Origin of the sequence: Treponema vincentii, assembly GCF_018336815.1 — a bacterium.
In the GTDB taxonomy this organism is placed as follows: domain Bacteria; phylum Spirochaetota; class Spirochaetia; order Treponematales; family Treponemataceae; genus Treponema.
The window spans coordinates 1,083,203-1,099,456 of sequence record NZ_CP050497.1 but is presented as its reverse complement, the minus strand read 5'-3'; the positions used below and the strand labels follow the sequence as shown (position 1 = coordinate 1,099,456).

The window sequence follows — 16,254 nt, the reverse complement described above, 5'->3', positions numbered from 1 at the left end:
CCATGCTGTTGGGTTGGGAGGCTCTCTGCAAGGCAATTGCAGGAACATTTATTTGCAATTATTCTCCTTATCAAGGGTTTGATTCCGTTACCACGGACAGCAGAACCGTAAAGCCTCGTGCACTCTTTATTCCGCTGCGGGGCACACAGCAAGACGGACACCGCTATATCGAACAAGCCTTGCAGCAAGGCGCTGCGTGCGTATTTGCCGATGCGGTATTCCTCGACATTCAAGAAAACATCCAACATATTATTGCTCTTTGCAAAAAACATCAGGCAGCCTGTATCCGCGTTGAACACACGTTAAAAGCATTGCAAGATGCCGCTGCTGCCTATCTGGAACAATTCCCGCAGCTCCTAAAAATCGGGGTAACCGGTTCAAACGGTAAAACGACGACGAAAGAACTGCTTGCATCCGTCTTTGCGCAAAAATACCGCACCGTGAAAAACGAGGGCAACCTCAATTCGGAAACGGGGCTGCCGCTCTCGGTTTTTACCGTAACAAAAAAACATGAAGTTGGCATTTTTGAGCTCGGTATGAACCGGAAAGGAGAGATTGCGGAGCTTGCCGCAGTTCTTAAACCGAATATTGCCGTTATCACCAATATCGGCACCGCACATATCGGAATGCTCGGATCCAAAGACGCTATCGCACACGAGAAAAAACAAATTTTTTCCTGTTTTGATGAAAACTCTGTCGGATTCGTCCCCGATAAGGACGAGTACACGGCTGTCTTAAAAGAAGTACCGCACGGAAAAATCTTTACTTATAGCGCAGCTCTCGGCTCCTATACCCTCGAGGGGCTTTCCGGCGCAGAGATACGGTATAAGGGAGAAACCATCCGCCTGCCGCTTCCGGGAATCCATAACGTACAAAACGCTTTTGCTGCGATTGCCGTCGCGGAATACTGCAATATTCCGCTGCAGTTGATAAAAGCAGGCATCGAACAGATACAGGCGCTATTTGGCAGGTCGCAAATTATCCGTGGTCCGGTAACTTACCTGCTCGACTGCTATAACGCCAATCCCGATTCCATGAATGCGGGACTTGCGCTGTGTGCGAATATCGCAGTACGCGGCAAAAAGATTTATCTGCTTGCCTCGATGAAGGAGCTTGGCCCGGAATCAACGAAAGCACACCGTGCCGTATGTGCAGCAGCATTTGCCTCCGATGCCGATATACTATTCTTTTTCGGCGAAGAAATATGCGCTGCTGCCGTCGAACAAAATAAAACTTCGAATAAACCTTTTTTCTGCTTTACGGAAGCCGAAGCGGGCAAACTCCGCGACACATTGGACAGCTTATTAAACCGAAACGACTTCGTATTTCTGAAAGGATCCCGCAGCCTTGAGCTTGAGCAGTTTGAGCCTATCCTGCAAAAGGAGCGGGTATGATGCAGCACACTATCACTGTTGAAAAGAACATCAACCGCGACCGGTACAGCTTCACGTTTATCCTGCTCGTGCTCATCATGGTTGGAATCGGCCTCGCTGTGCTCTATTCGGGTTCCTTGCATTACGCCGAACGTTTTTTCGATGATTCTTCTTATTTCCTTGTCCGGCAATTTCGCAATCTCCTTATAGGCTGCATCGGCCTTATTTTCTTTTCGTTCTTCAGTTTTGACCGTTTACGAAAACTGCTCCCCTATCTCTTGATAGCAGGCGTTATCCTCCTCTTACTTCCCTTTATTCCGGGCATCGCTTCGCCGCGGAACGGCGCTAACCGCTGGATTTCCATCGGCGGTTTTAGCTTGCAGCCGTCAGAATTTATCAAGCTTTTGCTCATTATCTTTCTTGCAAACTTCTTTGATAAAAAAGCGGATCAACTGGATGCGCCCTTAATTTCCATATTGCCGCCTTTTTTTATTACGTCGGTATTCGTATTGCTGATATACCTTGAAAACGATTTTTCGAGTGCAATTTTTTTAATGCTCATCTTTATGGTCATGTTTTTTGCGGCAGGAGGGCCGCTGCTCTGGTTCCTCAAAGGATTGATTGTTACCATCCCCTGCGCAGTTCTCATGGTTGTTACTTCAACCTATCGGATGAAACGTGTACTCTCCTTTATCTCCCCCGATAGCGATCCGCTCGACACGGGCTATCAAATTAATGCAGCCCTCGAAGCGCTTGCAAGCAGCGGTTTGTACGGTACGGGAATAGGGAATGGCATCCATAAAATTTCGAGCGTTCCCGAAATATATTCCGATTTTATTTTTGTCGCATGGGCCGAAGAGATGGGCTTTTTGGGAGTATGCGGTTATCTTGCACTCTTGCTTGCATTTACTGCGGTAGCCTATCTGATTGCCTTTTCCTGTAAAAATCGATTCGGCTGCTATGTCGCATTCGGCGCCGCCACCTCAATCGTTCTTCAATCTTTTTTAAACTTAGGAGTCGTTGTCCGCCTGCTACCCGCAACCGGTATTCCTCTCCCTTTTTTCTCATTCGGAGGATCTTCGCTTATTACCAGTCTTTGCCTATGCGGACTGATTATCAATGTTTCAAGTTATTCAAAAAGGAGCGCTTCATAATGTCTGATATTATCGGTTTACAAAACCACGCATACACCGAATCGCGTCAATTACCTCAAACCGTAAAAAAAACAAAAGGAAAGCAGCTCCTTAAAATCATTATTTTAGCGATGCTGTTGTTTTTGGTAGGCGACTTAGTATATTATCTTTTTATCGTACCGTTTAATTCGACGGCAAAGATACGGATTTCGGGAATCGACACCATTCTCGAAGCGGATTTGAAAAAGGCATCCGGCCTGACCGGAACGGAAAAATGGGGAAAGATCGATAAAGATGTGCTATTGCATCGGATTGCAAGCTATCCGCTCGTTGCGGAAGCACGCGTAGTCAAAAAATATCCGGACAAGGTGTTGATTGAAATAATCGAACGAAAGCCGGTCGGCGTATTGCTCGCGACAGTCGGCGGACGTACAATTCCGATGGAAATAGACAAAACGGGAACGGTGTTCAAAGTCACTTCAAAGAAAGATACTCAAACACTGCCTGTTATCAGCGGCCTTTCTTTTCAGACTATACGAGCGGGAATGAAGGTACACAAACAGCTTGTGCCATTATTTAAACAACTGGATCTTTTGCAGAAAAAAAATCCGGCCTTACTCAGCGAAATCTCCGAAATGAAGATTGAACAAAAAAAATACGGCGGATTCGACCTCATTCTCTATCCGGTACAAACACCGGTTAAGGTACGTACCGACAGTACATTGAATGAGGAGCGATTGCAGTATATGATATTGACATTGGATGTTATACGAGATCTTGATCTGAGTGCAAAGATTGAGGAGTTGGATGTACGGGCGGGAACCGCTTCCTACCGGTTAAGAGGTGAAGCCGATGAGTGATATCATAGTCGGATTGGATATAGGTACCAGCGCAATCAGAGCCGTTGTTGCCGAAAAACTGGAAACAGGCGTTTTACAAATTATCGGCGTGGGCACCGGCATTTCCGAAGGCTTACGGAAAGGAACCGTCGTCAATATCGAAAAGACCGTACAGGGAATCCATGAAGCGGTGGAAGCCGCGGAGATGATGTCCGGCGTGGAAATTACCCACTGCATTACGGGAATCGGCGGCACCCACATTGAAGGAATTAATTCCCGCGGTATTGTTGCCGTTACCGATAAAGGAAAAGGGAACCGCGAAATAGACCAACAGGACATCGACCGCGTTATAGAAGCTGCAAGAGCAGTCGTTATCCCGATGGATAGGCGCGTCATGCACGTTATCCCCCAATCGTATATCGTTGACGACCAGCGCGGCATCGCGGATCCGCATAACGTCATCGGTGTCCGCATTGAAGCCGAAGTGCATATTATCACCGGATCGGTTACCTGCATCAAAAATATCGTCGATTGCGTGAAGCGCGCTAATTTACAAGTTGATGCACCGATGTATCACGGTTTGGCCGCCGTAGAATCCGTTATGACGCAGGAAGAACAGGAACTCGGCTCGGTGCTTATCGATATTGGAGGAGGCACCACCGATATTGTGGTGATGTCGGGCGGAGCGCCGGTGCTTACGACCGTGTTGCCGGTAGGCGGCGGCCATGCGACAAATGATTTGGCGATTGTGAAAGGGCTTTCGACCGAAACCGCCGAAAAGGTTAAAATAACCGACGGATGCTGCTGGCAGCCGCTTTTGGAAGATAATAAATCCGTACTGATTTCCGCTCCGGGCGGACGAGCGCCGATACAGATTGAAAGAGCGGATATATGCGATATTCTGCAAGCCCGAATGGCGGAAATTTTTACGATGGCAAAAGATAAAATCGCACCGGCGACAGCGTCCAACCGATTCGCAGGCAATGTGATCCTCTGCGGCGGCGGCTCTCTGATGCCGGGCGCTACGGAACTTGCTTCCGAAATCTTCGGCACGCCTGCAGTACGGCTCGGGATTCCGGGAACTTTCGGCGGGCTTACCGGAGAATACCGAAGCCCCGAATTTGCGGCCGTACTCGGACTGATTTTATCGCAGTACAAACAGCGGGCGGCATCCGGTGAGGAAACAAAAAAAACAGAAGCCGAGCAGGGTAAAATTGTCGGTAAACTCAAAAACTTTTGGAAAAATTTATTTTAACCAGCAAGGGGGAGGGAATATATATGGATTATCAAGTGATGCAGCAAAATGAACTGTTACCGGTCAATCCTACCGTTATTAAGGTAATCGGCGCCGGCGGAGGCGGTTCGAATGCGGTTAATAGAATGTTGGAGTGCAATATCCGGTACGTCGATTTTATCGTAGCGAACACCGATGTACAGGCGCTCAATTATTCAAAGGCGCCGATGAAATTGGTGATAGGTTCAAAGTTGACCGGAGGACTCGGCGCGGGAGGCAAACCGGAAGTCGGCGAAAAAGCCGCTATGGAAGACACCGAAATTATTGCGAATGCCGTCCGCGGAGCGCACATGGTCTTTATCACTGCCGGTATGGGAGGCGGCACTGGCACGGGTTCCGCACCGGTCATCGCAAAGATAGCCCGTGACCAGGGAGCCTTAACAGTCGGCGTCGTTACCAAACCATTCAGTTTTGAAGGACGTGCAAAAATGCGCACCGCCGAAGCGGGGATTGAAAAACTCAGGCAAAACGTCGATACGCTGGTCGTTATTCCCAATCAGCATTTATTAAATATGGTAGACAGCAAACAGACGATAAAGGATGCTTTCGTTATGGCGGACGATGTGTTGCGCCGTGCCGTGCAGGGCATTGCGGATATCATTACAAAGAACGGATTGGTCAATATCGATTTTGCGGATGTGCGTTCCACGATGGCAGGGCAAGGCGATGCGTTAATGGGCGTCGGTACCGGATCGGGAGAAAACCGCGCGGTTGACGCAGCAACGAATGCCATCAACAATCCACTTTTGGAAGATTCCCACATAGAAGGAGCAACACACATACTGGTTAATATCTACGCAGCGGAGATGCCTTCTACGGTGGAAGTCAACGATATTATGGAAATCGTTACCGCGAACGCCCATCCCGATGTTGAAACCATTCACGGCATTACCATCGATGAAACCGACGAAGCCATGAAAGACAAAATCACCGTAACGGTCATCGCAACGGGCTTTCCTACCGATGCGGATCCGATTCAGAGTATAATACAGCAACCGGGACAACCGGCTGGAACAAGCGTTCAGAGTGAACCGCTTCATACGTCATTTTTACAAAACGATTTTATTTCGGCAAGCGAATGGGCAAAGCTGCAAACACCGCAACAGCCTACCCTACCCGGCCTCGGCCCGCGGAATGCAAGCATACCTGCTATGCCTCCGCCGCCTCAACAACAACCGGAAATGACCGAAGCCCCGCGGCAGCCTATCCGCGTACAGCTTCCCGGCGCCAATACCGATTTGGATGTGCCGGCGTATATACGAAATAAAAGGTAGCTCCTTTTAAAAATATGCGGGCATCTGCGTTGTCGCTACGCCGAAATAAATACTCACCGTATACCCGATACGCCTCCGTTTTATTTCGGCTAGCTCCTAGCATCTGCTCCACCTATTTTTAAAAGGCTAACGGAAAGACTAGGTGCAAAAGTTATGACCACCTTTAGTCGTATGAGGGCTTAATATCTCGACGCTCTGCATCGAGGTTGTTGATTACAGTCCTTTTGTGCGAAATTTTGGATAAAATTTCGCACAATTTATTTTAAAAGAAGAATAAGCACACCAGATGAATTAATCACAATCGCAAAATAATTGAGGCCGTGAGACCATTTGAACCGCGAAGAGGTTCAACTCTGGTTGAACGACCTCAATTATTTTGCGGGGAGATTCAAACAACGTTTGTGGTGCTTATTCTGAGTAAACTACGATGACAGAAATACAATTACGGGCATTTTACGGGTATTTAATCTCGGCGGAGGCGCGGGCGCAGCTTACTGCAAAAACATATCTCAATACACTGCGCCTCTTTCAGCAGCAGCTTGGGGATGAGCGCCTTATCGAAGATGCGTCTCAAGACGATTGCATCGGCTTTCTCCTTGTGCGGGCGAAAGAAGGGGTAACGGGGAGAACGCTTGCAAAAGATCAGGCGGCGCTCCGCTCCTTTTATCGCTTTTTGCAGCTGGAAAACGTCCGCGCCGATAATCCTGCAGAGCAGCTGGAAAGCCCCCGCCGCGAAAAAAACTTGCCGCGGGCGCTCGCCCCTGATGAAGTAGACAAACTTTTGGCAGCCATCCCGCTGGATACGCCGAACGGTATCCGCGACCGCGCCCTGTTTGAGCTTATCTACTCGGCGGGGCTGCGCGTAAGCGAAGCGGTAACGCTTTCACTGGAGGATGTTTTTTTTAACGAGCAGCTGCTGAAAGTTCACGGCAAGGGCGGAAAGGAGCGCATCATCCCCTTTGGGGCGCAGGCGGAAGCGCGGCTAAGCGTCTATTTAAAAACAGCCCGTCCGCTTCTTTTAAAACCGGCGCATCGCGAAAACACCGAAACGACAGGAGCCGTATTCCTAAATCACCACGGCGAACGGCTTACCCGTAAGGGTATTTGGAAACGCTTGCAGGAAATCGAACAACTCAGCGGCGTTACCACAAAAATCCACACACTCCGCCATTCGTATGCAACCCATCTGCTCGCAGGCGGCGCCGACCTCCGCTCTGTACAATGTCTCCTCGGTCATGCGAGCATCGCTACTACGCAAATTTACACCCATATCGAAGACAAGGATTTGGAATCCTACCACCGCAAATTTTTTGAGAAATAGTTGGAGAAATCAACAACCCCGACGCGAGCGTCGGACACAGTGCTCAACGTTTCGCACTGTGTGTTCTCATAAGGTGGTTGCAGTCGGCTTTAATACCCTTTGCTACGACGCAGAGCGTTCGTCAACACTATACATCCGTGTATAGTGTTGACTGCAAGTTGTGGCTCTGCCACAACATTGCTACTGTTCGGAATAACCGCCGTCCGTGGCGGTAGATGAACGGCGGGTATTAAACCCTCCGCAAACGGCGCTTGCTTTTTAGGTCTCTTTTTCTTATAGTAACATCCTTATGAATATCCTCGAAAAATTTTATAGCGATGCACGGCGGCGAACGGAAAAATTACCTGATCCTACATTCCGGCAAGAGCTGAGTTCGTTTTTTGTTCAAACAATCCGCAGTTACGATAAAAACCTTCTCCCATTAGCGGAAGATTCGGCTGAATACTGGTTACGCACACATCTGAAAGATACAAGAGAAGATGCCGTCAACTGGTTCTACACCGTCTTTTCGCTTTTTGACGGCAGCTTCGGCAGCGATATGGATTTTTCCGATGAAGATTGGGAAGAACTGCACACAATTGTTTCGGCGGCGGCGGAAACACTCGATATGCACACCGTAAGCGCAATTATGAGCGTTATGGTTGAACGGAATAAGCTTAAATAGGAACGGTATTTGTGATACGGGATTTTTGCTGCGCCGACTATGAACACTGTAACGCCTGTCCAAAACGCTGCGGGGTAAATAGGAACGCCGGAGAGAGAGGCTTTTGCGGAGAAACGGCGGAGCTGCGCATTGCATGGGCAGGGTTACACTTTGGAGAAGAGCCTCCGGTAAGCGGAGCGGGCGGTTCGGGAACGATATTCCTTACCGGCTGTAATCTCCGCTGTGTTTTTTGCCAAAACTTTCAAATTTCGCAAGAAGGTATGGGACGTGCTGTAACGGAACAGGGATTTATCGAAATATGCCTGACACTCCAAAACGCAGGCGCAGAAAACATCAACATCGTTACGGGCAGCCATGCGATACCGGCTTTGGGCGCAGGGTTCCGTGCAGCAAAGCGGCACGGCTTAACTATTCCCGTTGTGTGGAACTCCTCCGCTTATGAAACGGTGGAAGCGCTTGAATCGATTGCGGATACCGTCGACGGCTGGCTGCCCGACCTCAAAACACTCAATACCGAAACCTCCCGCCGCGTTTTTGCCGCTCCGGATTATCCCGAACAAGCATGCTCCGCAATCCAGACAATGGCACGGCTTTCGCCGCTCAACCTTACGCAGCCTGATGAGCGGTATCCGTTCGGTAAAATGCTGTCAGGCGTTATTGTCCGGCATCTCGCGCTTCCGGGAAAATTAGAGGACTCGCAAGCGGTACTCCGTTGGTTCGCTCAAAACCTTAAAGGCAAGGCGCTCCTTTCACTGATGACACAGTACACCCCCATTACGGCAAATCCGAAAGCGCGGCGAATCGATGCTTTTTCCAACCGCCTGCTCGACGAATCGGAAGACATCACACTGCGTACCTTTCTTGAAGAATTAGCCATCGACGACGGTTTTTATCAAGAATTGGTAAGCGACTTAGACTGGCTCCCGGACTTTAACCGCGTACAAACCTTTTCTTCCGCGCTGTCAAAACCGCTCTGGCATTGGAAGACCGGCTGGGCAAAATAAAAGCGTATCTTCAGCCGCGCCATTTCAGTGCGCCTGCGGTAACAAAGTCAGACTGCTGTTAAAATCATAACTCAGTTAAAGAGCCTCTCCAAAAAGTGCTTTGTAGTATGCAATATATCTTTTACTTTTTGCATTGTATTTGCAAAGAACATCAATGGGCTTCATCATAAAGCTGATATCGTCTATCGAGTAGGTACTATCGAACCCGCGAATGTTACTTTTACCTCTGCCGCAGCGCAACACACATTTATTTCCGCATCCGTTTTGAGACTGTTGTGTAAATCAAATACATATATGGCGCACCCAAATTGGTTTCCATCAGCGAATTAACAACCAAAGTACGAAGCCCCGCATTACGGATACCCGTTATAAATAAAATAAATTCCCATGCAAACTGCACCAAAAGCCCGATTGATATAATGCTCCAAAGAGGTACTCGCTCATCGTCGCGCGTAGCAGATAAATTTTTCATGAGCAACCACGCATAACCGACAAATAAAAACACCGCCATAATCCAATGATACCCGCCAGTTCCGCGCTGAATTGTAATTATCGGGAATGACGCCCCAGCCCCGTTACTGATAACCGCCGCAGAAAACCACCACACGATAATCAAAAGTGAAAACTCCAAACGATTTTTCGGTTCGGCAAACCACAGCCACATCCACGCCATATTTGTAAACCCATAACTCATACTGAGCCACAGCAAAAACCAAAAAGGATTTGCCCCAACCACTTTTCGTGTTCCAAGCAACCAATAAAACCCGCCGTAATCTACTACAAAATAGAGTAAGCCCCCGAGTATTCCAACCAGAAGAGGAATATATCGCTTACTCTTTAGAAAATAAAATGCGAGTAATACTAAAAAAGCACAATCCAAAAATACATACAAGCTGCTCAATGATCGGTTTGGAATTAATTCCATTTTTTCCCCCATACAGTTTTATATCACACAAAACAACAGGAACTTCCAGACGACAATTAACGTAAAAATTCTCTCATCTGGAATGCACCTTTGCCTTATAACCAAACTTCGTTATAATTTGAATCTTTTTGAGTTGCCATCTCAGCGGCAACTCAAAAATTCATCAAGGGCTGTCCAAAAACTGAAAGCCTATCGGCTTTTTCTGTAAGGAAATGATTTGTCATATCCGCTAAAGCGGATTGCGTAACAGTTTTTGGACAGTTTCCTTAGATTTAGATACGACGTTTAAAATTAAGTCATTATTGTATAAAGACTTAATTTCAAACTCGCTATCAGCTGTGCTGATGGCGATGTCCAAAAAGTAACCAACTTTTGAGACATCCCCATACCGTATACCAAATCCCTAGGCGGCTGTGTGCCGTGCTTCTCTCCGCGCGAGTATGCGCTGGATAAAGATAGACGCAACAAAGATGCCGACACCGGCAAGGTCGGTTAATAAGGCACTGTCGATGAGCAAGAACGCGCCTGCAAGCATCAAAAGCCGGATAAAAATATTTACCTTAGTATGGAAATACCCTTCTACGGCGGCACTGATTAAAAAGACGCCGACGCATGCGGTAATCGCAACTTGAATACCCTGCAAAATATTCGTATTCATCAATAACAGCTGATTATTGTAGACGAACATATATGGAATGATAAAACCGGCAAGCGCCAGCTTAATGGATACAATTCCCGTCTTCATCGGATTACCGCCCGATATACCTGCCGCGGCAAATGAGGCAAGCGCAACCGGCGGCGTAATATTGGCAAACATCGCAAAGTAGAAACAGAACAAGTGAGCAGCCAACGGCGCAATGCCGAGCTCTATCAGCGCAGGAGCCGCAATCGTTACGGTAATAATGTACGCAGGAATACTCGGTAAGCCCATACCAAGCAGCATACAGGTAACCATCGTAAAGACGAGCGTCAACAACAAGCTCTTTCCGCCGAGCGAGATAATCGCACTTGCCATATTGATGGTAAAGCCGGTTAAACTCGACACACCGATAACGATACCGACACAAGCACAGGCAATCGCAACCGATACCGTCGATTTTGCGGAAGCGACAAAGGCAGCCTCTATATCTTTTAAACTCATGCGCGTTTCTTTTTTCAGCTGCGCAATAATGATTGTTAAAAGGATGGTTAAAAAAGCGCCTTTGATAACGGTATAACCGCTGAAGAACAGCATATACACCAAGAATAAAATCGGGATGGTCAGGTGCCAGTACATCTTCAGCGTTTCTTTCACCTTGGGCAGCTGATCTTTCGGCATACCGTCGAGTTTGTCCTTCGACGCACGCAGTTGAATCTGGAAGATAATACCCAAATAGTAAATCAGCGCGGGGATGGCTGCCGCAACGACAATCTCCTTGTATTTAATACCGAGCGTTTCCGCCATAATAAATGCGGCAGCGCCCATAATCGGCGGTAAGAGCTGACCACCTACGGAAGCAGTTGACGAAACCGCACCGGAGAATTCTTTGCTGTACCCGATTTTTTTCATAAGAGGGATTGTAAACGAACCGGTGGTAACGACATTCGCAATCGCAGACCCGTTGATACTTCCGAGCAAGCCTGCTGCAATAACTGCGACCTTTGCGGGACCGCCTTTCGTATGCCCTGCCAAACCGATGGCGATATCGTTAAAGAATTTTCCCATCCCGCATTTATTCATAATTTCGCCGAATACGATGAATAAGAAAATGTACGTTGAAGAAACGTTGACCGACGTGCCGTAAATACCTTCCGTGTTGGAAAAGAGGTGCCCAATCAATTTAGGCCATTTAAACCCTCTATGCAAAAACAGACCCGGCACGTTTATCGGAATAAGCCCCTGCCGTGCGCCCATCAGCGCATAAATCATAAAGATGATTCCGATAACCGGTAAGGCCCAACCCGTAATCCGCCGCGCCGCTTCTATTACCAATGCAACCAATATGGTACCCATGATAACGTCCGTTAGGTTTGCGTCCCCTACCCTGTCGATAATCGCTTGATAATTCACCCACATATAGACGGGAATGATAACGGACAAAATCATCAGTATGTAATCATACCATGCGATAACTTTTCTGCTCGATGTTTTAAATGCAGGATAGATTGCAAACGTCATCAACAAAATCATGCCGACGTGAATGGAACGATGGCGCAATGTCTCCGGCCGGATATAGCCGGACGCATAAGCTAAATGGTAAAAGGTAACCAGCAGTGCAGTCCACTTGAGAATCTTTGTAAAGATCGGGTTAACAAAGTTTCGAGTTCTGCTTTCCCGTTCAAATTCTTCCAAGAGCGCCTTTTGGTCTATAGTTTTTTCTGTAGCCAAGATGTACTCCTTAATGGGGCATCGCTATTCCGAAGGATGCGAAGCAAATCTAACCAAGTTTTTAGCGATTGCCCGATAATAATGAAGAAGCGGTACAGCCTTTCGGCAGTATCAGTGCTTCCTTTGTAGCCTAATCAAAAACCTCTAAAAACAGCAAGCCTATCGGCTTGTCCTATAAAGAAATGATTTATCGTATCCGCTAACGCAGATTGCAAATCAGTTTTTAGAAAGCCTTAACCGTATTTTTGCCCGTTGGGGAAGCTCCTCTCCCCATATAAGCACGGTATCATTTATCGTAATGTTTTTGAGATGTTTTTGCGAATGGATCCAATTAAACTCTTTGAACACACTACCTTCTATATTTTCCATATAGATCAGACCATCTTCGTATCGATAGGTGCAGTCCATTTCTGCCGGAATACCGGCGCCGAAACCTTGAACGGCAATGGTAAAAAGTTTAAACGTATGTTCATCGGTTACCCGATAAAATTCTTTCCATAAGACATGTTCAAACGAATGTTCCCACTCAAACGAAAGAACATCGCCTGTCTGCACTGTTTGAATGCAATAGCGTTCTTTCGTTACTTGATTGGAAATTTCGACAGTCTCACCGGAGGAACAGCCTGCCAGTAGTACGGCAAAAACGAGCAACCACACTTTATACAAGTATGTTCGTATATGCATTAGTCGCAATGCAGTAAAAAACCATTCCATCCGATATATTCTTATATGCAGCCGGTCTGTGTAAATACATATACATTCAACCGGCAACAACTTTTCAAAAACTCAAACGACGAATTTAGACGTAGCCGTTAATTCTGCGGAGTCTTAAAACCTTTTTCCTGCCAGAATTTTACAGCGCCCGGATGCAGCGGAATTCTTACATCCTCTACACCGAAGGATAAATCGATATGCTTATTTGCCGCATTGTGTGATGCTTTAATCGTCGAGATATTATCGAAAATAACGGTCAGCATATCATACACAACATCTTCGGAAAGCTCGCTGTTTACCAGCATGATGTTATATACAAAAACGGTATTAACATCCTCGGTGTTGTTATAGGTATTCGCCGGGATAATCGTCCGCGAGAAGAACGGATACTTTTCAATCAACGCATCTCTACCTGCCCCATCAATAGGAACAATTTCCATATCATAGCTGGTAGCAAGCTCCATAATCGTTCCGTTCGGAAGACCGGACGTAACAAAGGCTGCATCGCACTGACCATTTTTCATTTGATCGATTGCTTCGCCGTAAGACAGATAGTCAACCTTGCTGTCGGCATAAGTCATACCGTAGGCTTCATAAATCATACGGGCATTTAATTCAACACCGGAGTTTGCAGCACCGACACCGACACGTTTTCCTTTCAAATCTGCAACGGTTTTGATACCGGATTTGCGCAGCGTTACGAGCTGTACGTAATTCGGCCACAAACGCATACATGCTCTCAGCTTAGGATTTGCTTTACCTTCATAGGCGCCGAAGCCCTTATATGCCTGCATGACGGAGTCCTGCATTGCGATTGCAAGCTCCGCTTCACCCTTTGAAATCATCGAAATGTTTTCAGCTGATGCGCCGGTCGCTTGTGAACTGGTATTATACCCAGCCGATTTTAAAGCTTCGGCGAAAGCTCCGCCGATTGGAAAATAAATACCGCTTGTAGGTCCCGTAGCAACCGTGACGAACTCTTTTGTCCTATCAAGCTGATGCTCGGATTTTTCTCCTCCTTCTTTCTTTTCGCAGCCGATTGTCGTCATTGCAACCAATGCCAGCATACACAACAAACCGAAAGTTACTCTTACTGTTTTCATACTTTCTCCTATAAAAACTTTTAGCCGTACGCATTACGCGCACCCATAAATAATCAAGTTTGCAACGCAAACCTTCTTGCCTATTTCTCTGTTTTAAACTTACCGACTTCCAAGGCAAGACCGTCTATACTTTGCTTATTTTTAACGGCAATTTCAAGAGACTCTTGCGCAGCCTCATTGATCAGCTCTGTTTGTGAGGCAATGTTTTCTATATTTTCCCGCAAAATACGTGTTAAATCGTCCAGCCGTTTTGTTGCCGAAACAACTTTCTCTCCGTCGGCAAGCATATCACCGGAACCGCTCTTTACCTCGTTTGTTACGCCGGTAACATCGTTGATAATGCCCCAGATGATTTTTCCGTTCTCTTCCTGCTCATCCATCGCCTGCACTACTCCTTCGATGGAGCTGCTTAAGCCTTTTGAATAACCGGAAATGATGTTAAACTTTTCAACGGCGCCGGCAGCAGCACTCGCAAGCGTATCGATCTCGGCAGAAAGGTTTTTCAAGGTTATGGAAATCTTTTTACCCTGTGCGCTGGACTCTTCTGCAAGTTTTCTAATTTCCGAAGCGACGACGGCAAATCCCTTCCCTGCCTCTCCTGCATGGGCAGCCTCAATAGCGGCATTCATTGCAAGCAGGTTTGTTTGGCTTGCAATATTTTCTATTATAGCGCCTGTTTCGATCAGATCGCCCGATGCCTCCGATATCCGCTGCGATACCTCATTTGCCTTTACCAGCGTTTCACGACCGTCGTTCGTAGCTGTAGAAAGATTACGGATAACTTCACGGGTTTCTTCAACGTTTTCCCCTACGGTATCGATACTGTGAGTCATCTTATCAAAGGATGTGGAGGATTCGGTAACCATAGCAGCTTGCCGTCCGATACTTTCATCCAAAAGCCTGAGCGTCCGGATGATATGCTCGATAGCGGCAGCCGTACCGGACACACTTTCCTCCTGCTCGACAAACCGCTCCTTCAACCCTTCAATACCGGAAGTGATATTTGCAACCACCTCGCTGACCGAAACCATATTACTTTCAAGATCGGAACCGACCGATTCCATCTCACGGGAATCGATACCGATTTTTTGAATTGAATTTTTCAATTTAGCAATCGTCTGATTAAAGTATGCTGACAATATGCTTGTTTCATCTTTACCGCTTGCCGGTAGCTCTATGGTAAGGTCTCCTTCTCCCTGCGCAATATTTTTCAGCGCGTCTATAACGTGATTAATCGGACGAGTAATATTTCGCGCAATAAGAACCCCTAACGCAAAGGCGATAATTAATTGGCATAACGCAATGATGACAAATGTTTTAATCAGATTTGTCACATTCTCCGCCATAAACTCGGAAACGGGAGCCGTTAAAAGGAGTGTCCAATCCGCATATCTCATTGAAGCAACGGCGGATATATACTTGACGCCTTTTATTTCGGATACGTTAACCGAAGATTTATGCGAAGCGAGCGCCTGCTTAAGAAATTGTGCGAATGCACTGGTATCGCTGCCGATTATCTCGTTGTAGATACTCTTATAAAGAATTTCGGGGCGGCGGTTACCTAAAATAGTACCGGAGGAACTTACCAAATACGCAGTGCCCGTTTCGCCGACAATAATATCGCTTATCAAATTCGAAAGCGCATCCCCTAAAATCGTTGCATTGATAACACCGACGATTTTTCCTTGTAAATCGCGTACAGGAATTGCAACGATAAAGAGATATTTCCGTTCGGCGGATGACATCGTAGGTTCCGTAATAACATACTTTCCTTTACGTGCCGATTGGAACCATTCCTCACCCATTACTTTTTCTATTGTATTGTCGGTTCGATAGAGCATTCCGTCAAGACCGCTTATACCGAAGCTCATCCAGCCGCGCTGTTTTTGCATTTGAATTTCATTTTTAAACAGTTCTATTTTATCGCGATACGACACAGTCTCATCTTGAATGAGCGGCAGGTTTGAAAACGCTTCCAGCTTTCCAAACAATGCCTGAGAACGTTCATCTAAAACTTTCGATGAGCTTTTTCCGAGCTCTTTTAAGAAATATTCGGTATTATTCAAAAGTGAAACGGAAGCAAAGTATATTGCGACAATATAGACAATCGCTAAAATAGTAACGGCGAATACGGCAAAAGATGTAATCATCTTGTTTCTAATAGAAAAAAAACTCGTTACTGTTTGTTTATGTGAAGCTGTGTGTGCCATTGTGTTCTCCATTTTTATCAGTTAGAAAATTT

Annotated in this window: 13 protein-coding genes; 8 read left to right on the top strand and 5 right to left on the bottom strand. The window is 46.7% G+C overall.

The genetic code is table 11. From position 1 onward, the window contains the following. The first annotated feature begins 2 nt into the window (after positions 1-2). From GWP40_RS05060 to GWP40_RS05025, 8 genes are all read left to right on the top strand, one after another. A complete protein-coding gene (locus tag GWP40_RS05060; protein WP_212566315.1) occupies positions 3-1,394 on the top strand; it encodes a UDP-N-acetylmuramoyl-tripeptide--D-alanyl-D-alanine ligase in 1,392 nt (463 codons plus the stop codon). Continuing rightward, complete coding sequence (ftsW, locus tag GWP40_RS05055; protein ID WP_212566314.1) at positions 1,391-2,527, top strand: putative lipid II flippase FtsW; 1,137 nt, start codon at positions 1,391-1,393, stop codon at positions 2,525-2,527. The genes GWP40_RS05060 and ftsW overlap by 4 nt, the downstream gene beginning before the upstream one ends. Beyond that, complete coding sequence (locus GWP40_RS05050) at positions 2,527-3,366, top strand: cell division protein FtsQ/DivIB (RefSeq protein ID WP_212566313.1); 840 nt, start codon at positions 2,527-2,529, stop codon at positions 3,364-3,366. Before ftsW ends, GWP40_RS05050 begins: the two co-directional genes overlap by 1 nt. Further along, positions 3,359-4,600, top strand: a complete 1,242-nt coding sequence (gene ftsA / locus GWP40_RS05045) for a cell division protein FtsA (RefSeq protein ID WP_212566312.1) — start codon at positions 3,359-3,361, stop codon at positions 4,598-4,600. Before GWP40_RS05050 ends, ftsA begins: the two co-directional genes overlap by 8 nt. A gap of 23 nt (positions 4,601-4,623) precedes the next feature. Then, the gene (gene ftsZ / locus GWP40_RS05040) at positions 4,624-5,913 is read left to right on the top strand and encodes a cell division protein FtsZ (RefSeq protein WP_212566311.1); all 1,290 of its coding nucleotides are present in this window, start codon (positions 4,624-4,626) and stop codon (positions 5,911-5,913) included. Between the two features lie 427 nt (positions 5,914-6,340). Beyond that, entirely contained in the window at positions 6,341-7,234 is an 894-nt protein-coding gene (locus tag GWP40_RS05035) for a tyrosine-type recombinase/integrase (protein ID WP_212566310.1), read from the top strand. A gap of 289 nt (positions 7,235-7,523) precedes the next feature. After that, positions 7,524-7,898, top strand: coding sequence for a hypothetical protein (locus tag GWP40_RS05030; protein ID WP_212566309.1), 375 nt, complete (start codon positions 7,524-7,526; stop codon positions 7,896-7,898). Between the two features lie 11 nt (positions 7,899-7,909). Next, positions 7,910-8,902 carry a radical SAM protein gene (locus GWP40_RS05025; protein ID WP_212566308.1) on the top strand — a complete coding sequence of 331 codons (993 nt, stop codon included), beginning with the start codon at positions 7,910-7,912 and terminating at the stop codon, positions 8,900-8,902. A gap of 247 nt (positions 8,903-9,149) precedes the next feature. Here GWP40_RS05025 and GWP40_RS05020 read toward each other — a convergent pair whose 3' ends face one another. From GWP40_RS05020 to GWP40_RS05000, 5 genes are all read right to left on the bottom strand, one after another. Then, positions 9,150-9,827, bottom strand: a complete 678-nt coding sequence (locus tag GWP40_RS05020) for a hypothetical protein (protein ID WP_212566307.1) — start codon at positions 9,825-9,827, stop codon at positions 9,150-9,152. 403 nt (positions 9,828-10,230) lie between these two features. Continuing rightward, a complete protein-coding gene (locus GWP40_RS05015) occupies positions 10,231-12,195 on the bottom strand; it encodes a TRAP transporter permease (RefSeq protein WP_212566306.1) in 1,965 nt (654 codons plus the stop codon). Between the two features lie 216 nt (positions 12,196-12,411). Further along, on the bottom strand, positions 12,412-12,909 hold the full coding sequence (locus GWP40_RS05010) for a DUF1850 domain-containing protein (RefSeq protein WP_230974613.1): 498 nt from the start codon (positions 12,907-12,909) through the stop codon (positions 12,412-12,414). Positions 12,910-13,007: 98 nt separating this feature from the next. Then, on the bottom strand, positions 13,008-14,012 hold the full coding sequence (locus tag GWP40_RS05005) for a TAXI family TRAP transporter solute-binding subunit (RefSeq protein ID WP_212566305.1): 1,005 nt from the start codon (positions 14,010-14,012) through the stop codon (positions 13,008-13,010). Positions 14,013-14,092: 80 nt separating this feature from the next. Then, on the bottom strand, positions 14,093-16,222 hold the full coding sequence (locus GWP40_RS05000) for a methyl-accepting chemotaxis protein (protein WP_212566304.1): 2,130 nt from the start codon (positions 16,220-16,222) through the stop codon (positions 14,093-14,095). Between the last annotated feature and the right edge of the window lie 32 nt (positions 16,223-16,254).

What these genes read in the sequence shown, in the direction of transcription:
- GWP40_RS05060 (WP_212566315.1), top strand. Translation starts at nt 3, where the DNA reads ATGCTGTTGGGTTGGGAGGCTCTCTGCAAGGCAATTGCAGGAACATTT.
- ftsW (WP_212566314.1), top strand. Translation starts at nt 1,391, where the DNA reads ATGATGCAGCACACTATCACTGTTGAAAAGAACATCAACCGCGACCGG.
- GWP40_RS05050 (WP_212566313.1), top strand. Translation starts at nt 2,527, where the DNA reads ATGTCTGATATTATCGGTTTACAAAACCACGCATACACCGAATCGCGT.
- ftsA (WP_212566312.1), top strand. Translation starts at nt 3,359, where the DNA reads ATGAGTGATATCATAGTCGGATTGGATATAGGTACCAGCGCAATCAGA.
- ftsZ (WP_212566311.1), top strand. Translation starts at nt 4,624, where the DNA reads ATGGATTATCAAGTGATGCAGCAAAATGAACTGTTACCGGTCAATCCT.
- GWP40_RS05035 (WP_212566310.1), top strand. Translation starts at nt 6,341, where the DNA reads ATGACAGAAATACAATTACGGGCATTTTACGGGTATTTAATCTCGGCG.
- GWP40_RS05030 (WP_212566309.1), top strand. Translation starts at nt 7,524, where the DNA reads ATGAATATCCTCGAAAAATTTTATAGCGATGCACGGCGGCGAACGGAA.
- GWP40_RS05020 (WP_212566307.1), bottom strand. Translation starts at nt 9,827, where the DNA reads ATGGAATTAATTCCAAACCGATCATTGAGCAGCTTGTATGTATTTTTG.
- GWP40_RS05010 (WP_230974613.1), bottom strand. Translation starts at nt 12,909, where the DNA reads ATGGAATGGTTTTTTACTGCATTGCGACTAATGCATATACGAACATAC.
- GWP40_RS05005 (WP_212566305.1), bottom strand. Translation starts at nt 14,012, where the DNA reads ATGAAAACAGTAAGAGTAACTTTCGGTTTGTTGTGTATGCTGGCATTG.
- GWP40_RS05000 (WP_212566304.1), bottom strand. Translation starts at nt 16,222, where the DNA reads ATGGCACACACAGCTTCACATAAACAAACAGTAACGAGTTTTTTTTCT.